Source organism: Glutamicibacter sp. AGC84, from assembly GCF_053543575.1.
This window is the reverse complement of record NZ_JBLVOC010000026.1, coordinates 248,856-265,225: the sequence shown is the minus strand read 5'-3', so window position 1 is coordinate 265,225 and position 16,370 is coordinate 248,856. Positions and strand designations below refer to the sequence as shown.

Genomic DNA, 16,370 nt, shown 5'->3' with positions numbered 1-16,370 from the left:
AGCACTGTCGAATACAGCAATGGCCAGGACCGAACGGTCGGGGCCATTGCCTTTCCGCTAACGCGGAGGGCTAGCGCTCGATGTCGCCGCGAATGAAGGCTTCCACCTTGTTGCGTGCGGTCTCATCGTCGTACTGCTCTGGTGGCGACTTCATGAAGTAGCTCGAAGCCGACAGGATCGGACCGCCGATGCCGCGGTCCAGGGCGATCTTCGCTGCGCGTACGGCATCGATGATCACGCCGGCCGAGTTTGGCGAGTCCCAAACTTCCAGCTTGTATTCCAGGTTGACCGGAGCATCGCCGAAGTTGCGGCCCTCGAGGCGGACGAAAGCCCACTTGCGGTCATCAAGCCATGCAACGTAGTCGCTTGGGCCGATGTGCACGTCGTCTTCGCCCAGGGCGGCGGAGGTGTTCGAGGTGACTGCCTGGGTCTTGGAGATCTTCTTGGATTCCAGGCGATCGCGCTCGAGCATGTTCTTGAAGTCCATGTTGCCGCCAACGTTCAGCTGGTAGGTGCGGTCCAGGACAACGCCGCGGTCTTCGAACAACTTGGCCATCACGCGGTGGGTGATGGTTGCGCCGATCTGGCTCTTGATGTCGTCGCCAACGATTGGCACACCGGCGTCAGTGAACTTCTGCGCCCACTCTGGGGTGCCGGCGATGAATACTGGCAGGGCATTGACGAATGCAACGCCTGCGTCGATGGCGCACTGTGCGTAGAACTTGGCGGCCTGCTCGGAACCAACTGGCAGGTAGCAAACCAGGACATCGACTTCGTTGTCCTTCAGGGACTGGACGATGTCAACTGGCTCGGCTGCAGACTCTTCGATGGTCTCGCGGTAGTACTTGCCCAGGCCATCCAAGGTGTGGCCACGCTGAACGGTCACTCCGGTGGTTGGAACGTCGGCAATCTTGATGGTGTTGTTCTCGCTGGCCAAGATGGCTTCCGAGAGGTCGAGCCCGACCTTCTTGGCGTCGACATCGAAGGCGGCAACGAACTGAACGTCGCCCACGTGGTACTGGCCGAACTGCACATGCATGAGACCTGGAACCGTGGAATCAGCATCGGCGTTTCGGTAGTACTCAACACCTTGGATAAGGGAAGTGGCGCAGTTGCCTACGCCTACGATGGCAACGCGAATCGGGTTCGCCGACACATGAACTCCTTATTGAAATGTATAAAACCTTTGGGCAATAGGACGCGCAAAAGCGCATTGCGCAAATTGACCCACAATGATCTTAAGTCTTAATGGAGTGCAAACATTCCCAATCGTGCCCGGTATCACCGAATAACTATCGGGGCGGCCTCTCTGGGCTAGCGAAACCGAGGTGGTTATTCCACTGCCTCAGCGCAGATACACCAATAACAGGTAAAGCACTAAAGAGCTGGATACTCCTGACGGTGACGATGGATTCAGTCCATGAATTCATTTCATGAGCTAATTCTCAGTTGGTCATGACCAGGAGTTGGCGCCATTTCTGCGCGCTGGCCCGAAGTGGTGCCGCAACTTCACCAAAACCCTGACTAGCGGTGCAGGCAACGTGGTTCTGAGGCGGTGGCGCAAAGGCTGGCGGCGAATATGCGCCAGCATTTCCGGATCGGTGTGCAGCTTTCCAGCACGAGCTCGCTGCGCGAGAATTTCGAGGGACTGAACGAAACTGTGGTCCACCCTGTGGAAGTAGTTTTCCCGCAACCAGGCTTTGGTAGGTTCACCGAAGCTCAAGCCGGCGACGTCATCCAAGGTGCCGATGATGCCGGAGGCAACAAAGACCGTGTTGATCATCTGCGCGCTGACGCCGAAGTCGGAAAGGACCAGCGTTGGCAACCCGCGATCAATGGATTCCAAGGCAGCAGTCGAAGACACTGTCACCAAGGCGCTGCCATCGGCCAATGCTTCACTCATCGATCCGGTATCGAAGCGAAGGCGCGACTCGGGCCCGATCCGCCGTTCGGACTGCAACTTCTCGAACAGGGAATCGTACGGGAACGCCTCGAGATGCGTTTGGGGCTCACCGGCCTTGGCGCGGAGCTTGACGATCACCTCAAGTTCGGGATTCATCTTGCTAGCCTGCTCGAGAGCCAGCAGGATCGACTCGCGTTCGCTCTCTTGGGCAGGTACCTTCGCTTGCGGCGCGAACACCAAGCGTTCGACCACCTGCTTTTGCGCTGGCGGGAATCCTGCCGAGTGCAAGAACGGGAGCTTGCTGACCATGATGGTCGGCTGGTGCCCTACCTGGCCTTCGATCATGAATGAGAAATCACGGGCTTCGGCATGCGAATGGCAAATGAACGCATCGCCGGCTCGACGATAGTTCCACCCCTTTTGCGTGGCGGGGAATGCCACGCCAGGCAGGGCGGAAATCAGTGCGGTGCACCGGCCATCAGTCGGCTCGGTGCGAAGCATGCGAGAGTAGATCTCGGCAACTACCGGCCCGGTGGCCGAAGCGAAAACAATGTCTTCATCTACGGTGTCGGCTTCTAATTGGGATACGGAAATCACCTGCAGGATATCCGGATCCAGATCCGTGCCTTCAAAGGCGGCTGCGATCTGGTCGGCGGTCGGCATCACCGGGGTCCGCGCCAAATACACCTTGCGATCCCATGCGGGACCTAGGCGGTTCAGGAAGCTCGTTGCCAGCTTCAGATAGGAATCCGAGTCGGCGATGGCAAGTATTGATGGCTTCATCGGCTGATTCACACCTTCAATGAACTGGATAGGTGCTCGCGCAACTCGGATGGGGTACCAGGGGTCCACCAGCTGTCAATCACGGCTTGCGGATAGAGGCAGCGGGCATCAGGACCCAGCAGCAGGCGCAGGGATGGAATCACCGTGGAAGGCAAGGCGCGGATCTCCTGGCCTGGTCGCAGGACACGCAAACGCATTTCAATGGGAACGGTGTGCTCCTTGAGCACCACCTGATCAATCCTCGAGATCTTCTCCAGCAATTCGGGAGTTTCACGGCGATGCGGGAAGTACGCAACCGGGCCTTCGGAAGCGATCTGCTCAATCCAGCGCAGATACGGCTGCTCAAAAATCAGCTCATCAGCCACCATCGCCGAACCGATCAGCAAGGTTGGTTCGGTGAACTGCTCGGCTACCGGCTGGGTAGCGAGCCATTCAAACTTGTGCTGCGCGAATTTGATCCCCAGATCAGCCATCTTCTGACGGGATGCCGGGTCGACATACAACGCTGAAACAATCAACAGGCGATCTTCACGGGCCAGCTGGCGCAAACGATGCCAGGTCGCCAATCCCATTGCCACGCGTGCTGCGGAATTCCTGGTCCGGGCGCGCACCAACGGGGTGGGCTCATCGGAAATGAGCTGCTTGATCAGGGCCAGCGTAGCCATGCCGTCATCGATGATCACGATTTCCTTGGCCCGTACGCCTGCCAGCAGCGTGCGCTGGATCTTGCCTGAGTAGGCGTCGCCGGTGACATACCGATCGGCAGCGCCCTTGGGCTGCGGAGGCTTACGAGCGGCCGGTTCAAAATGAACCCCTGCAGGGGCATGATTCAGCATTGCCTGCGTCGTGGCTTCCAGGGGCATTCCCTGACGGGGGATGATCCGGATGTCCGTGCCCAGCAGCCCTGCGGCATGCGTTTCTACCGCCGAAAGCAGCTGCAGTGGCGACTCCACCCAAACGTGCGCGGTGCCGAAACGCGGGCGTGGCACCTCGTGGGTGTCATGTTGAGTCAGTTTCATCATGGTGAGGGTCATTTTGCCAGTCGGCTCAGGGATTTGGAAAGCGTGTCCAGCTGCTTGGAACCATTGCGCAGCACACGGCGCGAGGCCCCGCGGACTTTGGAAGGCAGCGAGCGGCGCGAGCTGATGTGCGCCCAGCGTGGAGGCAGCTCGAGCCTGGTGATGCGCCGGCGCTTGAAATGAGCCGAGAACTCCGGGTAGTGCGCGGACAAGAAGGACTCGGCCTGCTCGCGCAGGTGAGGCAGTTGCGCGGCCTGCATGCAGTAGGCCACGGCAGCCAGCAGTTCGGTGAGGCGGTCGCTGCCGCCACCGTGCGCCGGAACCGGCACGTCCTGGACGAACAAGGCATGGATGATGGACAACGGGATGCGGTTGGAATTCTCGTAGGGAGCCAGCGCCTGGAGCAGTCTGCCGGTGCCCACTGCGTAGACCTCGGTATCCAGGATGTACTTGGCGGTGGCCAAGCCTGTGGAGAAGCAGGAGATCACCACGGCTGGACGTACCGCCGCGATGACGGTTTCCGCCAGATGATCGGTGCCGACCAACCGGAAATCCAGCCCCATGTCCCTGGCGGCTGCAGACAAGCGTGCCGCTGAGGTGGCGCTGGCCGATGGGTGCGCCTTGAACAGGACGGTGGAAATTTCCCGGCGGGCCACCTCGTTGAGCATTTCCAGATGCAGCTCGAATTCTTCCTCGGCATCCATCAGGCCCAAGGAACCCAGGTACTGGCCGAGGATCAGCGCACTGCCGGTTGGCAGATCGAATTCTGCCCCCTGGGCCAGTTCGCCGAAGATTGCAGCCAGGCCGCCGGTGGCCAAGACCTCGCGCCGCGGCTCGAGCTCTGCGAGCAGGTGAGGCTGCAGTCCTGGAACCAAGTCCACATGGATGGTGCCCATGACGCGCTGGCGAAGCGGCATTGGCAATCGATTACGGGTTGGGCCATAGGACATCAAGCCGTCGGAGTGGATCCACAGCTGGGCATCAAAGAAAATACGCGCCAGCGCACGCGCCGGATTGACCTGGATGGATTCCAGAACCAAGGTCAAGGGTTCATTGCCCAGATCCCAAGCGCTGCGCAGGAGGCGTTCGAAAATATGCAGCTCGTCCTCACGCGGGTTGAACTGTGCCGGGCGACGCGGGGAGGTCAGCGCAGCGAAATCCACCACGCGGTCAAAGCGGGCGGCAAGCTTCTCGAAGCCCGGGACTTCATCCAACGCAGTAGTCAGTTCCGGAACCTGCGAGCCGTTAGCCAAGACGAGAATTCGTTCATCTGCCTCGGGGAGCAGTCCTGCATCGGCCATCGCGGCCAGAGAAGCAAGCTGGAAATAGCTGCTGGCTTCAATCAGTGCGATCACTTGGCGGCCCCGATCTGACCTGGCTGGAGGAAGGAGAGAATATGGCGGCGACGGGCAACGTCCATCTCGAGGGCAACCTGGCGGGCCATCGGCGCATCAATAGTGGTGAATACCTGGCGCAGTTTCTGCTTCATCTCCAAGCGGACTTCCGGCGGGTAGTTCTTCGCGCGCTTCTCGTGGTGGCACACGATGGCGAAGAACTGCCGCATCGCCTTGGGCAGGTGGCGATCCGCGTCCGGGTGCAAGCGCACCTCGGTGAGGATCTGCGAGTAGGCCGGAATGAAGCCGAGCTGACGGTGGTCGAAGACCTGGGTCAGCGAGCCGGGCAGGCCGCGGCGGTAGAACACCCCGGGGGAGGAAACGACGGAATAGCGCTCGGTGTTCAGATGCAGCTTCCATAGCCAGAGGCGGTCTTCGGCGCTGTGCAACTGCGCGTCGAAGTACATCAGTTCGCGGGCGCGCATCAGGTCGGTGCGGTACATGCCCGCCCACACGAAGGCGTAGTCCACCATGGACGGCGAATCGATAGGTTCAATGTCATCGGCCGGGTTCAGCGGCATGCCGCGCAACGCCTGCGGGGCGCGGTGGATGACGCGATTGGTGCCGGTGACACGCACATGATCGCAACGCACGAAGTCCACGTGCAGTTCGGTCAAGGATTCCGCCAGGGCTTCCAAATGCTCGGGGGAGTACCAGTCGTCGGGGTCGAGGAAGGTGAAGTATTCGCCGGTGACCTGTTCCAACCCGGCATTGCGGGCGGCAGAAACTCCGGCATTCTCAGGCAGCGAGATCAGGTTCAGGCCAGGCAATTGGTCTTGGTAGCTGCGAACCAGGGCAGCAGTCTGGTCATCGGAAGCGTCATCAACCACGAGCACTTCCAGCTCCCAGCGTCCCAGCTTCTGCCGGACCAGCGATGACAAGGCATCGCAAATATATGCTTCTTGGTTATAGGCGGGGATAACCACGGAAATGCGCCCGGGGATCAAACTCATCTGTGCTTCAAGGCCTTCCTCATGCAGACAAAAATAAACGGCGGTTGGACCCGTCGGTGAGTCCAACCGCCGGATACGTTGGCGTGCTTAGGCGTCGACGCGGCGCAGGCGCGAGAGCGGTGCCAGCTCGCCTGGGAAGACCTTCTTCACGCCGTCACCCATGGCCTGCTCCAGGATGCGGATGTCGCGGATCAGCGACTCGAAGCCCTTTGGCTCCAGCGACGAGGCCTGGTCCGAACCCCACATGGTGCGGTCCAGGGTGATGTGGCGCTCGACGGTCACTGCGCCCAGGGCAACAGCAGCCAGCGAGATCTGCAGGCCGCGCTCGTGGCCCGAGTAGCCCACTGGGACCTGGTAGCGGTCGCGCAGGGTCTCGATCATGCGCAGGTTGGCCTCTTCAGGAGGCAGCGGGTAGGTGGAGGTAGCGTGCATCATGACCAGGTTCGAGGTACCCAGGGTCTCGACGGCCTTGTCGATCTGCTCGATGGTGGACATGCCGGTGGACAGGATGATCGGCTTGCCGGTCTGCGCCAGGGCCTTGAGCAGCTCGATGTCGGTGACCGATGCGGAGGCGACCTTGTGGGTGACTGCACCCTGCTCTTCCATGAATTCGACCGATGGAACATCCCATGGCGAGGCGAAGGCGTGCAGGCCCTTGGAGGCTGCGTAGGAGATGAGTTCCTTGTACTGCGCCTGGTCGAACTCGACGCGGTAGCGGTAGTCCAGGTAGGTCATGTCGCCCCATGGGGTGGAGCGGATCTTGTCGCGCATGTCCATCGGGGTGGAAATGTCCGGGGTGCGCTTCTGGAACTTCACTGCGTTGGCACCGGCTTCAGCAGAGATATCGATCAGCTGCTTGGCGATCTCGATGTCGCCGTTGTGGTTGATGCCGATCTCGCCGATGACGTAGACCTGCTGGCCTGCGCCAACCTGGACGTCGCCGATAGCAACAGGCTTGATGTCAGTAGTCATGGAAGTCATGGGTATTGCCTTTCAGTGGGTGAAACTTGGAGAACTCTTGGTAGCGGTGCGTGCGGCGAGAACCAGTTCGGCTAGTTCCCGTACCGCTCCGTGCCCGCCCTTGCGGGTCAGTTTGTACCGTGCTGCCCGGTGCACATCTTCCTGGGCATCGGCCACGGTGATCGGCCAGCCGACCAATGCCATCGCGCCCAGATCGTTGATGTCGTTGCCCACGTAGGCAACACGAGCCGGATTGATGGATTCGTCAGCCAGCCAGCGGGCCAGGTATTCGGCCTTGTTGTCGATTCCGTGGGCCACTTCGACGTTCAGCTTGGCGGCGCGGGCGGCGACAACAGGGTTGATTTCCTTGGAGAGAATAAGGAACTTCACTCCGGCAGCCCGCAACCGGGCCACTCCCATTCCATCGGAGCGGGAGACGCGCACGGTTTCGGTTCCGTGCTCATCGACATACGCGGTGTCCGGGGTATGCACCCCGTCGAAATCCGTGATGACCGCGTCGACTTCGATCGGTTCCCGGGTGGCCGGAACGGCCAGCCCAGCGAGCAGCAGGTCTGCCTCGGTATCGATGTCGATGCCGTGCTCTGCTGGAACTTCGTGAACCCGGACCTTTCCGAAGAAACGGTGCCCTGCCTCGCGGAATCCCCGGGTATCCATCACGTAGAAGGCCCCGGTTTCGCGGAAGCGCGGTTCGCGATCCTGGCGACGCGGACGGTGCAGCTTGTCGTGGCCTACGGCGACCGCTTCGCCCTGCGGATCCAGGCCCCAATGGAAACCGTGGTCCGCTACAGCTGCGAAGCTGACGTCGGCGCGTTTCGAAGAAACCGCCGCAATGGCTGCGTCCAGATCCTCCGGATCGATGAACGGGCTGGTGCACTGGATGAACACGGTGATCTCTGGCTGAGATTCCGCATTCGCTAGCGCGTGGAGCAGAACTGACTCGCTGCTGGCCGTGTCGCCGGCGATATCTGCCGGTCGATCGATGACTCGCGCCCCGTAGCGAAGCGCTTCGGCCTTGATCTGCTCATGGTCGGTACTGACCACGACGTCGCTGACTGCCGCCGCGGATCTGGCTGATTCGATTGCGCGGCCCAGCAGCGATTTGCCGCCGATCTCACGCAGGTTCTTAAGCCGGATGCCCTTGGATCCTCCCCTGGCGGGGATGATCGCCATGGCATTTGGCTGGTTGGTTTTGCTCACGAGTAAGACGCTATGGGCACAAGTTAACTAAGAGGGGGCATCTGGGTTAACGCACGGTGAAGTGCCGGTGTAATCACCTGTTTGTTTGCTGAATGCGAGGTCAGCAAGCGTTTTACGTACCAGTAGGCGAATCCGGAAGAGGGATTTCGAGCCCTCGGAACCGCATAAAAGATCAAAGCGACTAATGAAACATGAGTGTGCAAGGCGGAGCTTAGGCACAGAACATTTAGGCTGGAGGGTATGCACGAGCCAAACCAGTCACAGCCCACGCGTGGCCCCCTGCGGATTACCGTGCCATCACGCGCTGACGGGTTCCTTCGACAGTTCACCGCAATGATCGGTGGCCGCCTGGGACGACACAGCGATCCAGGCCGAGTCGATCCAGGATTCTTCAGCGTGGAACGAGTCATTATCCTGATGACCACCGTGGGCGCCTTGCTGATGCTCCTTGCCAAGAACCCCTGCCGGGTCAACGGGTGGACTGGCAACAACCCGTACGCCTATGCGTGCTACAGCGACTGGGTTCCGCTGTTCTCCGCCCGCGGCTTCGCCGAGAACCCCTGGGCGCCATTCAGCGCGACCGCCCAGTTCGAGTACCCGGTACTGATGAGCACGGTGGCCTCGGCCGTTGCCTCGATCATCCCCACGGGGATCGAAAACCGTTCGCTGCTGTACTTCGACATCAACCTGCTGCTCGTTGCGATCCTGTGGATGGTCACCGTGATCGCCACCCTGCGGATGACCGGGCGCCGCCCGTGGGATGCCGCAATGGTGGCTATTGCCCCGGGCATCATCCTGGCCGGCAGCATCAACTGGGACATGTGGGCTGTGGCCTTGCTGGCCCTGGGCATGCTGGCATTCGCACGAAAGCACACCGTCCTTGCCGGGGTGCTGATCGGCTTAGGTGCCGCGATGAAGATCTATCCGTTCTTCATCCTCGGCGCGGTGCTGATATTGGCCATTCGCACCGGCAGGCTCAAGACCTTCTGGGTGACTGGCGGAACCGCCGCGGCGACATGGGCACTGGTGAACCTTCCCTATGCGCTGGCGTTCCCCGACTCGTTCATGCACTTCTTCAACTTCTCTTCTGAACGCGGGGCAGGCTTCTCCAGCTTCTGGCACGCATGGAATGTCATCGCCGATAACAGGGGAGGGGTCCCGCTCTTTGAAGCCGAACAGATTTCCCGTTACGGCCTGGTCCTCTTCTTCCTGTGCTGCGTGGGCGTCGCAGTGCTGGGCTTGACTGCTAAACGCACCCCGCGCCTGGCCTCCATGGCCTTCTTGATCATTGCTTCCTTTGTCATGGTCAATAAGGTGTATTCACCACAGTTCATCGTCTGGCTGATTCCGCTGTTCGCCCTCGCCTTGCCGCGCTGGCGCGAATTCGTTGTCTGGATGCTCGTGGAAATCGCGCACTTCTACGCTGTTTGGTTTTACCTTGATTCCCTCTCTGCGGAAGAAGCGCAGAAGGCCTTCCCTGAGACCGGTTATGCGGTGCTGGTGCTGGCGCATATGGTGATGCTGGGATACCTGATGTTCTTGGTGGCACGTTCAATTCTTGATCCACGCCACGACCCGATTCGTGCCGTGGGCCAGGATGATCCTTTGGCCGGCCCATTCGCCGGACTGGAGGACCGCTGGACCCTGCGCGGACTGCTGCCTCAATCCAAGAAAACGAATGAAGTGGCGGGAAATAAATCATGAGCGATGTTGCCGTTGTCGGTGCGGGACCCAATGGGCTAGCAGCCGCAGCAGTTGCTGCCCGTGCTGGATTAAGCGTCACGGTATATGAAGCCAACGACACCATCGGCGGGGCCGCCAGAACGCAGCCGCTGAATGGTTCTGCAGCGAAATTCGATTTGGGCAGCGCAGTGCATCCGATGGCCATGCAATCCCAAGCCATGCATGAACTGGGCGTCCACGACAAGGTGGAGTTCATCGTCCCCGAGCTGTCCTTCGCCCATGTGCTGGATCGCCGGACTGCCTACGCGTACAAGGATCTGGAACGCACCGGGCAGGAACTTGGAGGCGCGGACGGCGAGATGTACACCCGGCTCCTGGGCCCGCTGGTCAAGCAGATTGACGGGGTCAGCCAGACACTGCTCAATCCTCTGCTGAGGGTTCCCTCGAACCCCGCAGCGTTGGCGACCTTTGCCGTGAGCACGGTGGCGGGCATGGCCGTCAAGGAACTCTTTTCTGGAAAGTTTGAACGCGCCGCCGCGCTCTACGCAGGCTGTTCCGCCCACGTTGCGGGAGGCTCTCGCGGACCGGCCAATGCCGGGGCAGGACTGTTCCTTGCAGCAACAGCGCACGGCAAGGGATGGGCCATCCCGCGTGGAGGTTCCCAAGCCATCAGCGACGCCTTGGCCGAAGAAGCGATGGCTCATGGAGCAAAAATCCTTACCGGCACCCGCGTCAACAATGTTGATGAGCTTTCTGCGCAGAGCATCCTCTTCGATACCTCCGCCGAAAACGCTGCCAAGCTTTCAACAGGACACCTGCCTGAACGGCTCTCGCACGCGTTGAGCAGTATCCGGCGCTCGCCGGGAAGCTGCCTGGTGCACTACGTCCTTTCGGCACCGGTTCCATGGCGCGACGAGACTCTGGGCAAGGCCGGCACCGTGCACCTGGGCGGCACCGCGGCGCAGGTCGGGAAGGCCGAACGCGCCGCAGTGCGCGGGGGAGCGGCGAAGCCGTTCATGATTGTTGCCCAGCCCTCGCAATTTGATGATTCGCGGGCACCGCAGGGCCAGCACGTCATCTGGGCCTACTGCCACGTGCCACTGGATTCTCCGGTAGACATGAGCCGGGAACTGAAGGAAATGATTGAACAGGCAGCCCCTGGTTTCAGCGAGACAATCATTGAATCCCATGTTGTCACCGCCCAGGACTTGGAAGTGCAGAACTCGGCACTGGTCGGTGGCGATCTTTCCGGGGGAACCATGGACCTGCTGGGCAGCATCAAGCGGCCTCGGATCTCGGCCGACCCGTGGTACCTGCAGTCCAAAGGACTGTACTTGGTATCCTCGGCTGCGCCTCCGGGGCCGTCGGTGCATGGCATGGGCGGATTCCTCGGAGCGCAATCGATGCTCAAGCGGGAATACGGAATCGCAAACTGGAAATCGGTGAACTGAGAGGCAATGGAATCAGTGCTCGCGCAGCTCGTTGGCTGGGTCTTCCTGGCAGCACTCTGGTGGCTGTTTATCCGGCAATACCGCAAGGACCCACGCCGCTTGGGTCTGGCTGCACTTCTCTTGCCGCTGGTGTTCTTCACCATTTCGGCGGTCGTCGACCTGTTGACCAGTGTGATCCCCGGGTTTGGGTTCCTCTTCTCCATAGTGCTGGTGCTGACCCCGCTGATGGTCGTTGTCTTCGGTGCCGCGCTGATCTACAACGGGATCCTGATGTGCCGGCGCGAAGGAGCCAAACCTACGAATCTGCTGTCGTTGGCAGCCGGGTTATCCGTCTTTGTCCTGCCAGTCATTGCGGTGCTGCTGATTCGCATCGAATCCTGGTGGAGCTATTCGCTGGCTTTCGTCCTGTTCATGGCCTCCGTCTTCACGGCGAGCTTGTTCGCCATGCTGCTGCTGTACGCATGGGTGCACGCCAGATACCCATCCAAGGGCGAAGCCGCCGCCGTGGTGGTCCTTGGCGCCCGCACAATCAACGGCAAGGTCACCCCGTTGCTGCGTGGCCGCTTGGACAAGGGCATAGACCTGCATCAACTGCAGGCATCTGCTCGCCCCTTCATGGTTCCGACCGGGGGACAGGGCCATGATGAGGAAGAACCAGAGGGCGTAAGCATGGCCCGCTACCTGCGTGAGCAGGGCATTGCCGATGAACAGATTCTGGTTGAAGACCGGGCCAGGGACACCCTTGAGAACCTGGAGTTCTCCGACGCCTTGGTCCGTGCCCAGCGTCCGGATGGCCAGCTGTGGTTGGTCACCAGCGACTATCATGCGCTGCGTGCAGCGATGGCGTCACGCAAGCTCGGCTTGGATGCCCGTGCCTTCGGCGGGAAAACGGCGGCCTACTACCGTCCGAGTGCCTTCCTCAGGGAATGCGTTGCGATCGTGCGGGATCAAAAGAAGCTGATGGTTTTGCTGGCCCTGCCCTTCGCATTAGCCGTCGCAGGGATGATGTTCGTGCTCACGACGACCTTCTAACTTCCTTGGCACCCTGGGACCATGCACCATCTGGTGCATGGGCCCAGTTTTCGCTTCCCTGCCATCACCCTTTTGGTTGAGCCATAAATCAGCACTGGGGGCGGTGAGAGCTGGGCTCGAATTCCCTAGGCTGGAAATATGATCCAGGCAGAGCAGTTGACGAAGAAATACGGTGGAAAAACCGTGGTCGATAATGCGTCGTTCACGGTCCAAGAAGGCATGGTGACTGGGTTCCTCGGCCCGAATGGTGCCGGCAAGTCCACCACCATGCGCATGATCGTGGGATTGGCCAAACCTACCAGCGGTGAAGTGCTGGTCAACGGGCACGATTTCAAGAAATCACGTCACCCGCTGACCGAAGTCGGCACCCTGCTGGAAGCTAAGTCGGTGCACAAATCCCTGACTCCGCTGGCGCATTTGCGTGCCATGGCGGCTACCGCGGGGATCCCGAAGTCCCGAGTGCACGAAGTGCTCGATCTGACTGGCTTGTCTAGCGTGCAGCGCAAGAAGGTCGGCGGCTTTTCGCTGGGCATGGGGCAGCGGCTGGGCATTGCCACGGCCCTGCTTGGAGATCCGCAGGTGCTGATCCTCGATGAGCCGGTCAACGGCCTGGATCCCGAAGGCGTGGCTTGGGTCCGCAATCTGGCCCGCCAGCAGGCGGCCGATGGCAAAACCGTTTTCATCTCCTCCCACCTGATGAGTGAAATGGCCCAGACGGCGGATCACCTGATCGTGATTGGCCGTGGCCGCATCATGGCCGATGCGCCGATCACTGAATTCATCGACAACGGTCTTGACCAGACCATTGTGCGTTCAGCCGACATTGAGATCTTGATGAATGCGTTGAACGGCGAAGGTATTCAGCTACGCCGGATTGATGAGCATGGCCTGGAAGTTACCGGCCCCGATTCAGAAACCATTGGCCGCCGTGCCTTGGAATACGGGGTGGTGCTCAGCGAATTGCGTCCGCTGCAACGCACCTTGGAAGACGCCTACATGGAATTGACCCGCGATGCCGTCGAATACCACTCGAACACAGTTGCCGAGACTGGCGGCGGGAAGTAAGGACATGTCTAACCATCTAGCAACCGCACCGCATGGCAAGGTCACCCTCTTCGGCGTGCTGCGCAGTGAGTCCATCCGTTTCTTCTCCCTGAACTCCACCCGCATCCTGGTTCTCTTGGCCATCGTGTTCTATGTGGGCATTGCAGCCGTGGCCACGTGGGGCATTGGTTCGCTCAGTGCCAGCATGGGCGACACGGATCAGATGCCGGGCATGGAAGGCCTATCGGCCCCTGGATTCGCCGCTGAGCTCATCGGCTCGGGCCTGGTCTTCAGCCAGCTGATCCTCGGCGTGCTTGGTGTCCTGCTCTTCAGCGGTGAATTCACCACCGGCTCAGCGGTAAGCACGTTCCTGGCCAGCCCGCGGCGACTGCGAGTCCTGGCCGCCAAGGGCATCTTGATCATCCTGCTCACTGCCGTCGTCCAGATCATCAGCTCGCTCTTGGCCTTCGCGATCAGCAAGCCGATTGCCGAGAACTACCAGATGAATCTGGAATTCAGCAGCGATGCCTTCCAACGGGTGCTCTGGTACGGGACGCTGGCGGTGACCATGGCGGCGTTGATCGGTTTGGCGTTGGGGATGCTGCTGCGCAACTCGGCCGGCGGCATCACCAGCCTCGCTGCCCTGTTCTTCGTGCTGCCGATCATCCTTTCCATCCTGACCACCTTGACCGACTGGGCGCAGGATATCGCGAAGTTCACCCCTGACCAGCTGGGCATGGGGTTGGCGACGCCCGCAAGTGTTGTCACCGACTTGGAGACCTGGCAGCAACTGCTGGGCGTGGCGGGTTGGATCGTGTTTCCACTGGTGTTGGGTGCAATCCTGCTGACCAAGCGGGACATCAAGTAGCGCAGGGATTGATCGAGAAAACTAGACTGGAAACATGAGCCAACCGACGCTGCAGGAAACTGTGGTTTCCTTCGATGAACTGGCCGCCAAGCGTATGGGCCGGATACGCCGTTATTTGCGTACCCACCCGCGTTTGGTGGTCATCGGTGCGGTAGTCATCTATCTGCTGCTCACACTGCCCGGTGTCCTGGTCATGGCAGCGATGCCAGAAGCCAACGCCACCGGCCTGCTGGTCGTCACCCTCGCCGTCAGCGCTGCCTTGTTGTACCGGCGCCGGGCACCGATGACGGTGATCATCCTGGTGTTCATTTTCGAATGCCTGGCCCTGGTGATTGCTGGTCCGCAAGGTGGACTGGGCGGGGTAGGCATGATTATCGCCCTGTACACGGTCGCCACCAGCTATTCGGCCAAACGCACCATCCCGCTGGCCATCCTGGCCGGCAGCTTCCAGACGGTCCTGATGGTGCTGATGGGCTTCCCCGACATGGCCGGAATGGAATTCGACCCGCAAGATGGAATCGACGAAACCATCTTCACGCGCGTCATCATCGCCGTCTCGGGCAGCTTCGTCATCGGTTTCTACATTGCCGCAGCCGCGGTGGGCATGAATGTGCGCAACGCGCGCATCCACGAAGCTGAACTGAACCACTGGGCCTCGCAGGTCTCCGGACTGGCCCAGGTGCAAGAGCGCAACCGCATCGCCCGCGAAATGCACGACGTTGTCGCCCATTCGCTTTCGGTGATGATTGCCTTGTCAGAGGGGGCACGAGTGGTGGCCAAGCGCGATCAGGTCCGTGCCGACGAAGTGCTCAATGAGCTCTCTGGAACCGGTCGCGCCGCCCTGGCGGATATGCGCCGCATGCTGGGCGTGCTTCGCCAAGAAGAATCCGGAGAGCTGGCCCCGCAGCCTACCGGCGGGAACGTGGAGCAATTGCTCGAAGGATTCCGTACCGCAGGTCTGCCGGTCTCATTTACCCATACGGGCGATCCGTTGCCGGAGGACACCACCTTCCAGCTGACCGTCTTCCGTATCATTCAAGAGTCCCTGACTAATTCCTTGCGTTATGCCCGTAACGTAAGTGATGTGCAGGTTCGCCTGGAACGGCGCCGCGAAGAACTGCGCATGGAAATCATGGACAACGGAGATGCAACGAGAGTTCCGAGTATCGGCAGCGGACGCGGGCTGCGCGGCATGCGCGAACGAGCCGCGCTTTTTGGCGGAACGGTTGATGCCGGGCCGGTAGCCAGTGGCGGATGGATTGTGAAAGCAGTCCTCAAGCTGCCCGAATGCAGCTTGCAGAACGAAAACCAGAAGGCAGTGAAGGAATAAGCGTGGAAGACAAAATCAAGGTACTGCTGGTCGATGACCAGCCCCTCTTACGCATGGGATTCCGCCTCATCCTCGAAGGTGAAGACGACATCGTCATCGCCGGCGAAGCTGTCGATGGACTCGATGCCCTTGCCCAGACGGCAGCACTGAAACCCGATGTGGTCCTGATGGATGTGCGCATGCCCAAGATGGACGGCTTGGAAGCGACCGAACGCATCGCCAAGGACCATCCGGAAACCAAGATCATCATCCTGACGACCTTTGACCTGGACGAGTACGCCTTCTCAGGGCTGCAGGCAGGAGCCAGTGCGTTCCTGCTCAAGGACGTGGCCCCGGAAGAACTGGTCCAAGCGGTGCGCCTGGTAGCTTCCGGCGACGCTGTGGTGGCACCCCGGGTGACTGCCCGCCTGCTGGAAACCTATGTGCGCAACGCTGGCGCCGGGAACCGGAACCAGCCGGCCGAAACTCCGCATGACCCGCTGCTCGATGATCTCACCCCGCGTGAGCAGGAAGTGCTGCGTGCGCTCTCCGAGGGACTATCCAACGCCGAGATTGCACACCGTTTCTTCCTTTCCGAAGCAACGGTGAAAACCCACGTGCGGCGCATCCTGACCAAATTGCATCTGCGCGACCGTGTTCAAGCGGTGGTGTACGCCTACGAGACCGGGCTGGTCATTCCATCCCAGGGCCTGGACTACTAGGCATCGCTGAGGCAGCAAAATGGCCGCCGGG

General features: G+C 60.6%; 14 protein-coding genes. 7 read left to right on the top strand and 7 right to left on the bottom strand.

Annotation, left to right across the window (positions count from 1 at the left end):
- Positions 1–70: 70 nt before the first annotated feature.
- From ACNPN0_RS15875 to ACNPN0_RS15845, 7 genes are all read right to left on the bottom strand, one after another.
- Positions 71–1,156: an inositol-3-phosphate synthase gene (locus tag ACNPN0_RS15875; RefSeq protein WP_105656607.1), complete on the bottom strand. Its 1,086-nt coding sequence runs from the start codon at positions 1,154–1,156 to the stop codon at positions 71–73.
- 297 nt (positions 1,157–1,453) lie between these two features.
- On the bottom strand, positions 1,454–2,686 hold the full coding sequence (locus ACNPN0_RS15870; RefSeq protein ID WP_286172164.1) for a DUF6716 putative glycosyltransferase: 1,233 nt from the start codon (positions 2,684–2,686) through the stop codon (positions 1,454–1,456).
- 8 nt (positions 2,687–2,694) lie between these two features.
- Complete coding sequence (locus ACNPN0_RS15865; protein WP_105656605.1) at positions 2,695–3,720, bottom strand: hypothetical protein; 1,026 nt, start codon at positions 3,718–3,720, stop codon at positions 2,695–2,697.
- A complete protein-coding gene (locus ACNPN0_RS15860) occupies positions 3,717–5,060 on the bottom strand; it encodes a polysialyltransferase family glycosyltransferase (RefSeq protein WP_105656604.1) in 1,344 nt (447 codons plus the stop codon). Before ACNPN0_RS15860 ends, ACNPN0_RS15865 begins: the two co-directional genes overlap by 4 nt.
- On the bottom strand, positions 5,057–6,052 hold the full coding sequence (locus tag ACNPN0_RS15855) for a glycosyltransferase family 2 protein (RefSeq protein WP_105656603.1): 996 nt from the start codon (positions 6,050–6,052) through the stop codon (positions 5,057–5,059). The genes ACNPN0_RS15860 and ACNPN0_RS15855 overlap by 4 nt, the downstream gene beginning before the upstream one ends.
- Before the next feature lie 87 nt (positions 6,053–6,139).
- Positions 6,140–7,033: an N-acetylneuraminate synthase family protein gene (locus tag ACNPN0_RS15850; protein ID WP_105656602.1), complete on the bottom strand. Its 894-nt coding sequence runs from the start codon at positions 7,031–7,033 to the stop codon at positions 6,140–6,142.
- 12 nt (positions 7,034–7,045) lie between these two features.
- Entirely contained in the window at positions 7,046–8,230 is a 1,185-nt protein-coding gene (locus ACNPN0_RS15845; protein ID WP_105656601.1) for an acylneuraminate cytidylyltransferase, read from the bottom strand.
- A gap of 240 nt (positions 8,231–8,470) precedes the next feature.
- Between ACNPN0_RS15845 and ACNPN0_RS15840 the strand changes: the two genes are divergently transcribed.
- From ACNPN0_RS15840 to ACNPN0_RS15810, 7 genes are all read left to right on the top strand, one after another.
- The gene (locus tag ACNPN0_RS15840) at positions 8,471–9,934 is read left to right on the top strand and encodes a glycosyltransferase family 87 protein (protein ID WP_105656600.1); all 1,464 of its coding nucleotides are present in this window, start codon (positions 8,471–8,473) and stop codon (positions 9,932–9,934) included.
- The gene (locus ACNPN0_RS15835; RefSeq protein WP_332486915.1) at positions 9,931–11,364 is read left to right on the top strand and encodes a phytoene desaturase family protein; all 1,434 of its coding nucleotides are present in this window, start codon (positions 9,931–9,933) and stop codon (positions 11,362–11,364) included. Before ACNPN0_RS15840 ends, ACNPN0_RS15835 begins: the two co-directional genes overlap by 4 nt.
- Before the next feature lie 6 nt (positions 11,365–11,370).
- The gene (locus ACNPN0_RS15830; protein ID WP_332486913.1) at positions 11,371–12,396 is read left to right on the top strand and encodes a YdcF family protein; all 1,026 of its coding nucleotides are present in this window, start codon (positions 11,371–11,373) and stop codon (positions 12,394–12,396) included.
- A 138-nt stretch (positions 12,397–12,534) separates the two neighbouring features.
- Positions 12,535–13,461: an ABC transporter ATP-binding protein gene (locus ACNPN0_RS15825; protein WP_105656597.1), complete on the top strand. Its 927-nt coding sequence runs from the start codon at positions 12,535–12,537 to the stop codon at positions 13,459–13,461.
- A 4-nt stretch (positions 13,462–13,465) separates the two neighbouring features.
- Positions 13,466–14,308: an ABC transporter permease gene (locus tag ACNPN0_RS15820; RefSeq protein ID WP_332486909.1), complete on the top strand. Its 843-nt coding sequence runs from the start codon at positions 13,466–13,468 to the stop codon at positions 14,306–14,308.
- 34 nt (positions 14,309–14,342) lie between these two features.
- The gene (locus ACNPN0_RS15815) at positions 14,343–15,638 is read left to right on the top strand and encodes a sensor histidine kinase (protein WP_105656595.1); all 1,296 of its coding nucleotides are present in this window, start codon (positions 14,343–14,345) and stop codon (positions 15,636–15,638) included.
- Entirely contained in the window at positions 15,596–16,339 is a 744-nt protein-coding gene (locus tag ACNPN0_RS15810) for a response regulator (RefSeq protein WP_105656594.1), read from the top strand. Before ACNPN0_RS15815 ends, ACNPN0_RS15810 begins: the two co-directional genes overlap by 43 nt.
- The last annotated feature ends 31 nt before the right edge of the window (positions 16,340–16,370 follow it).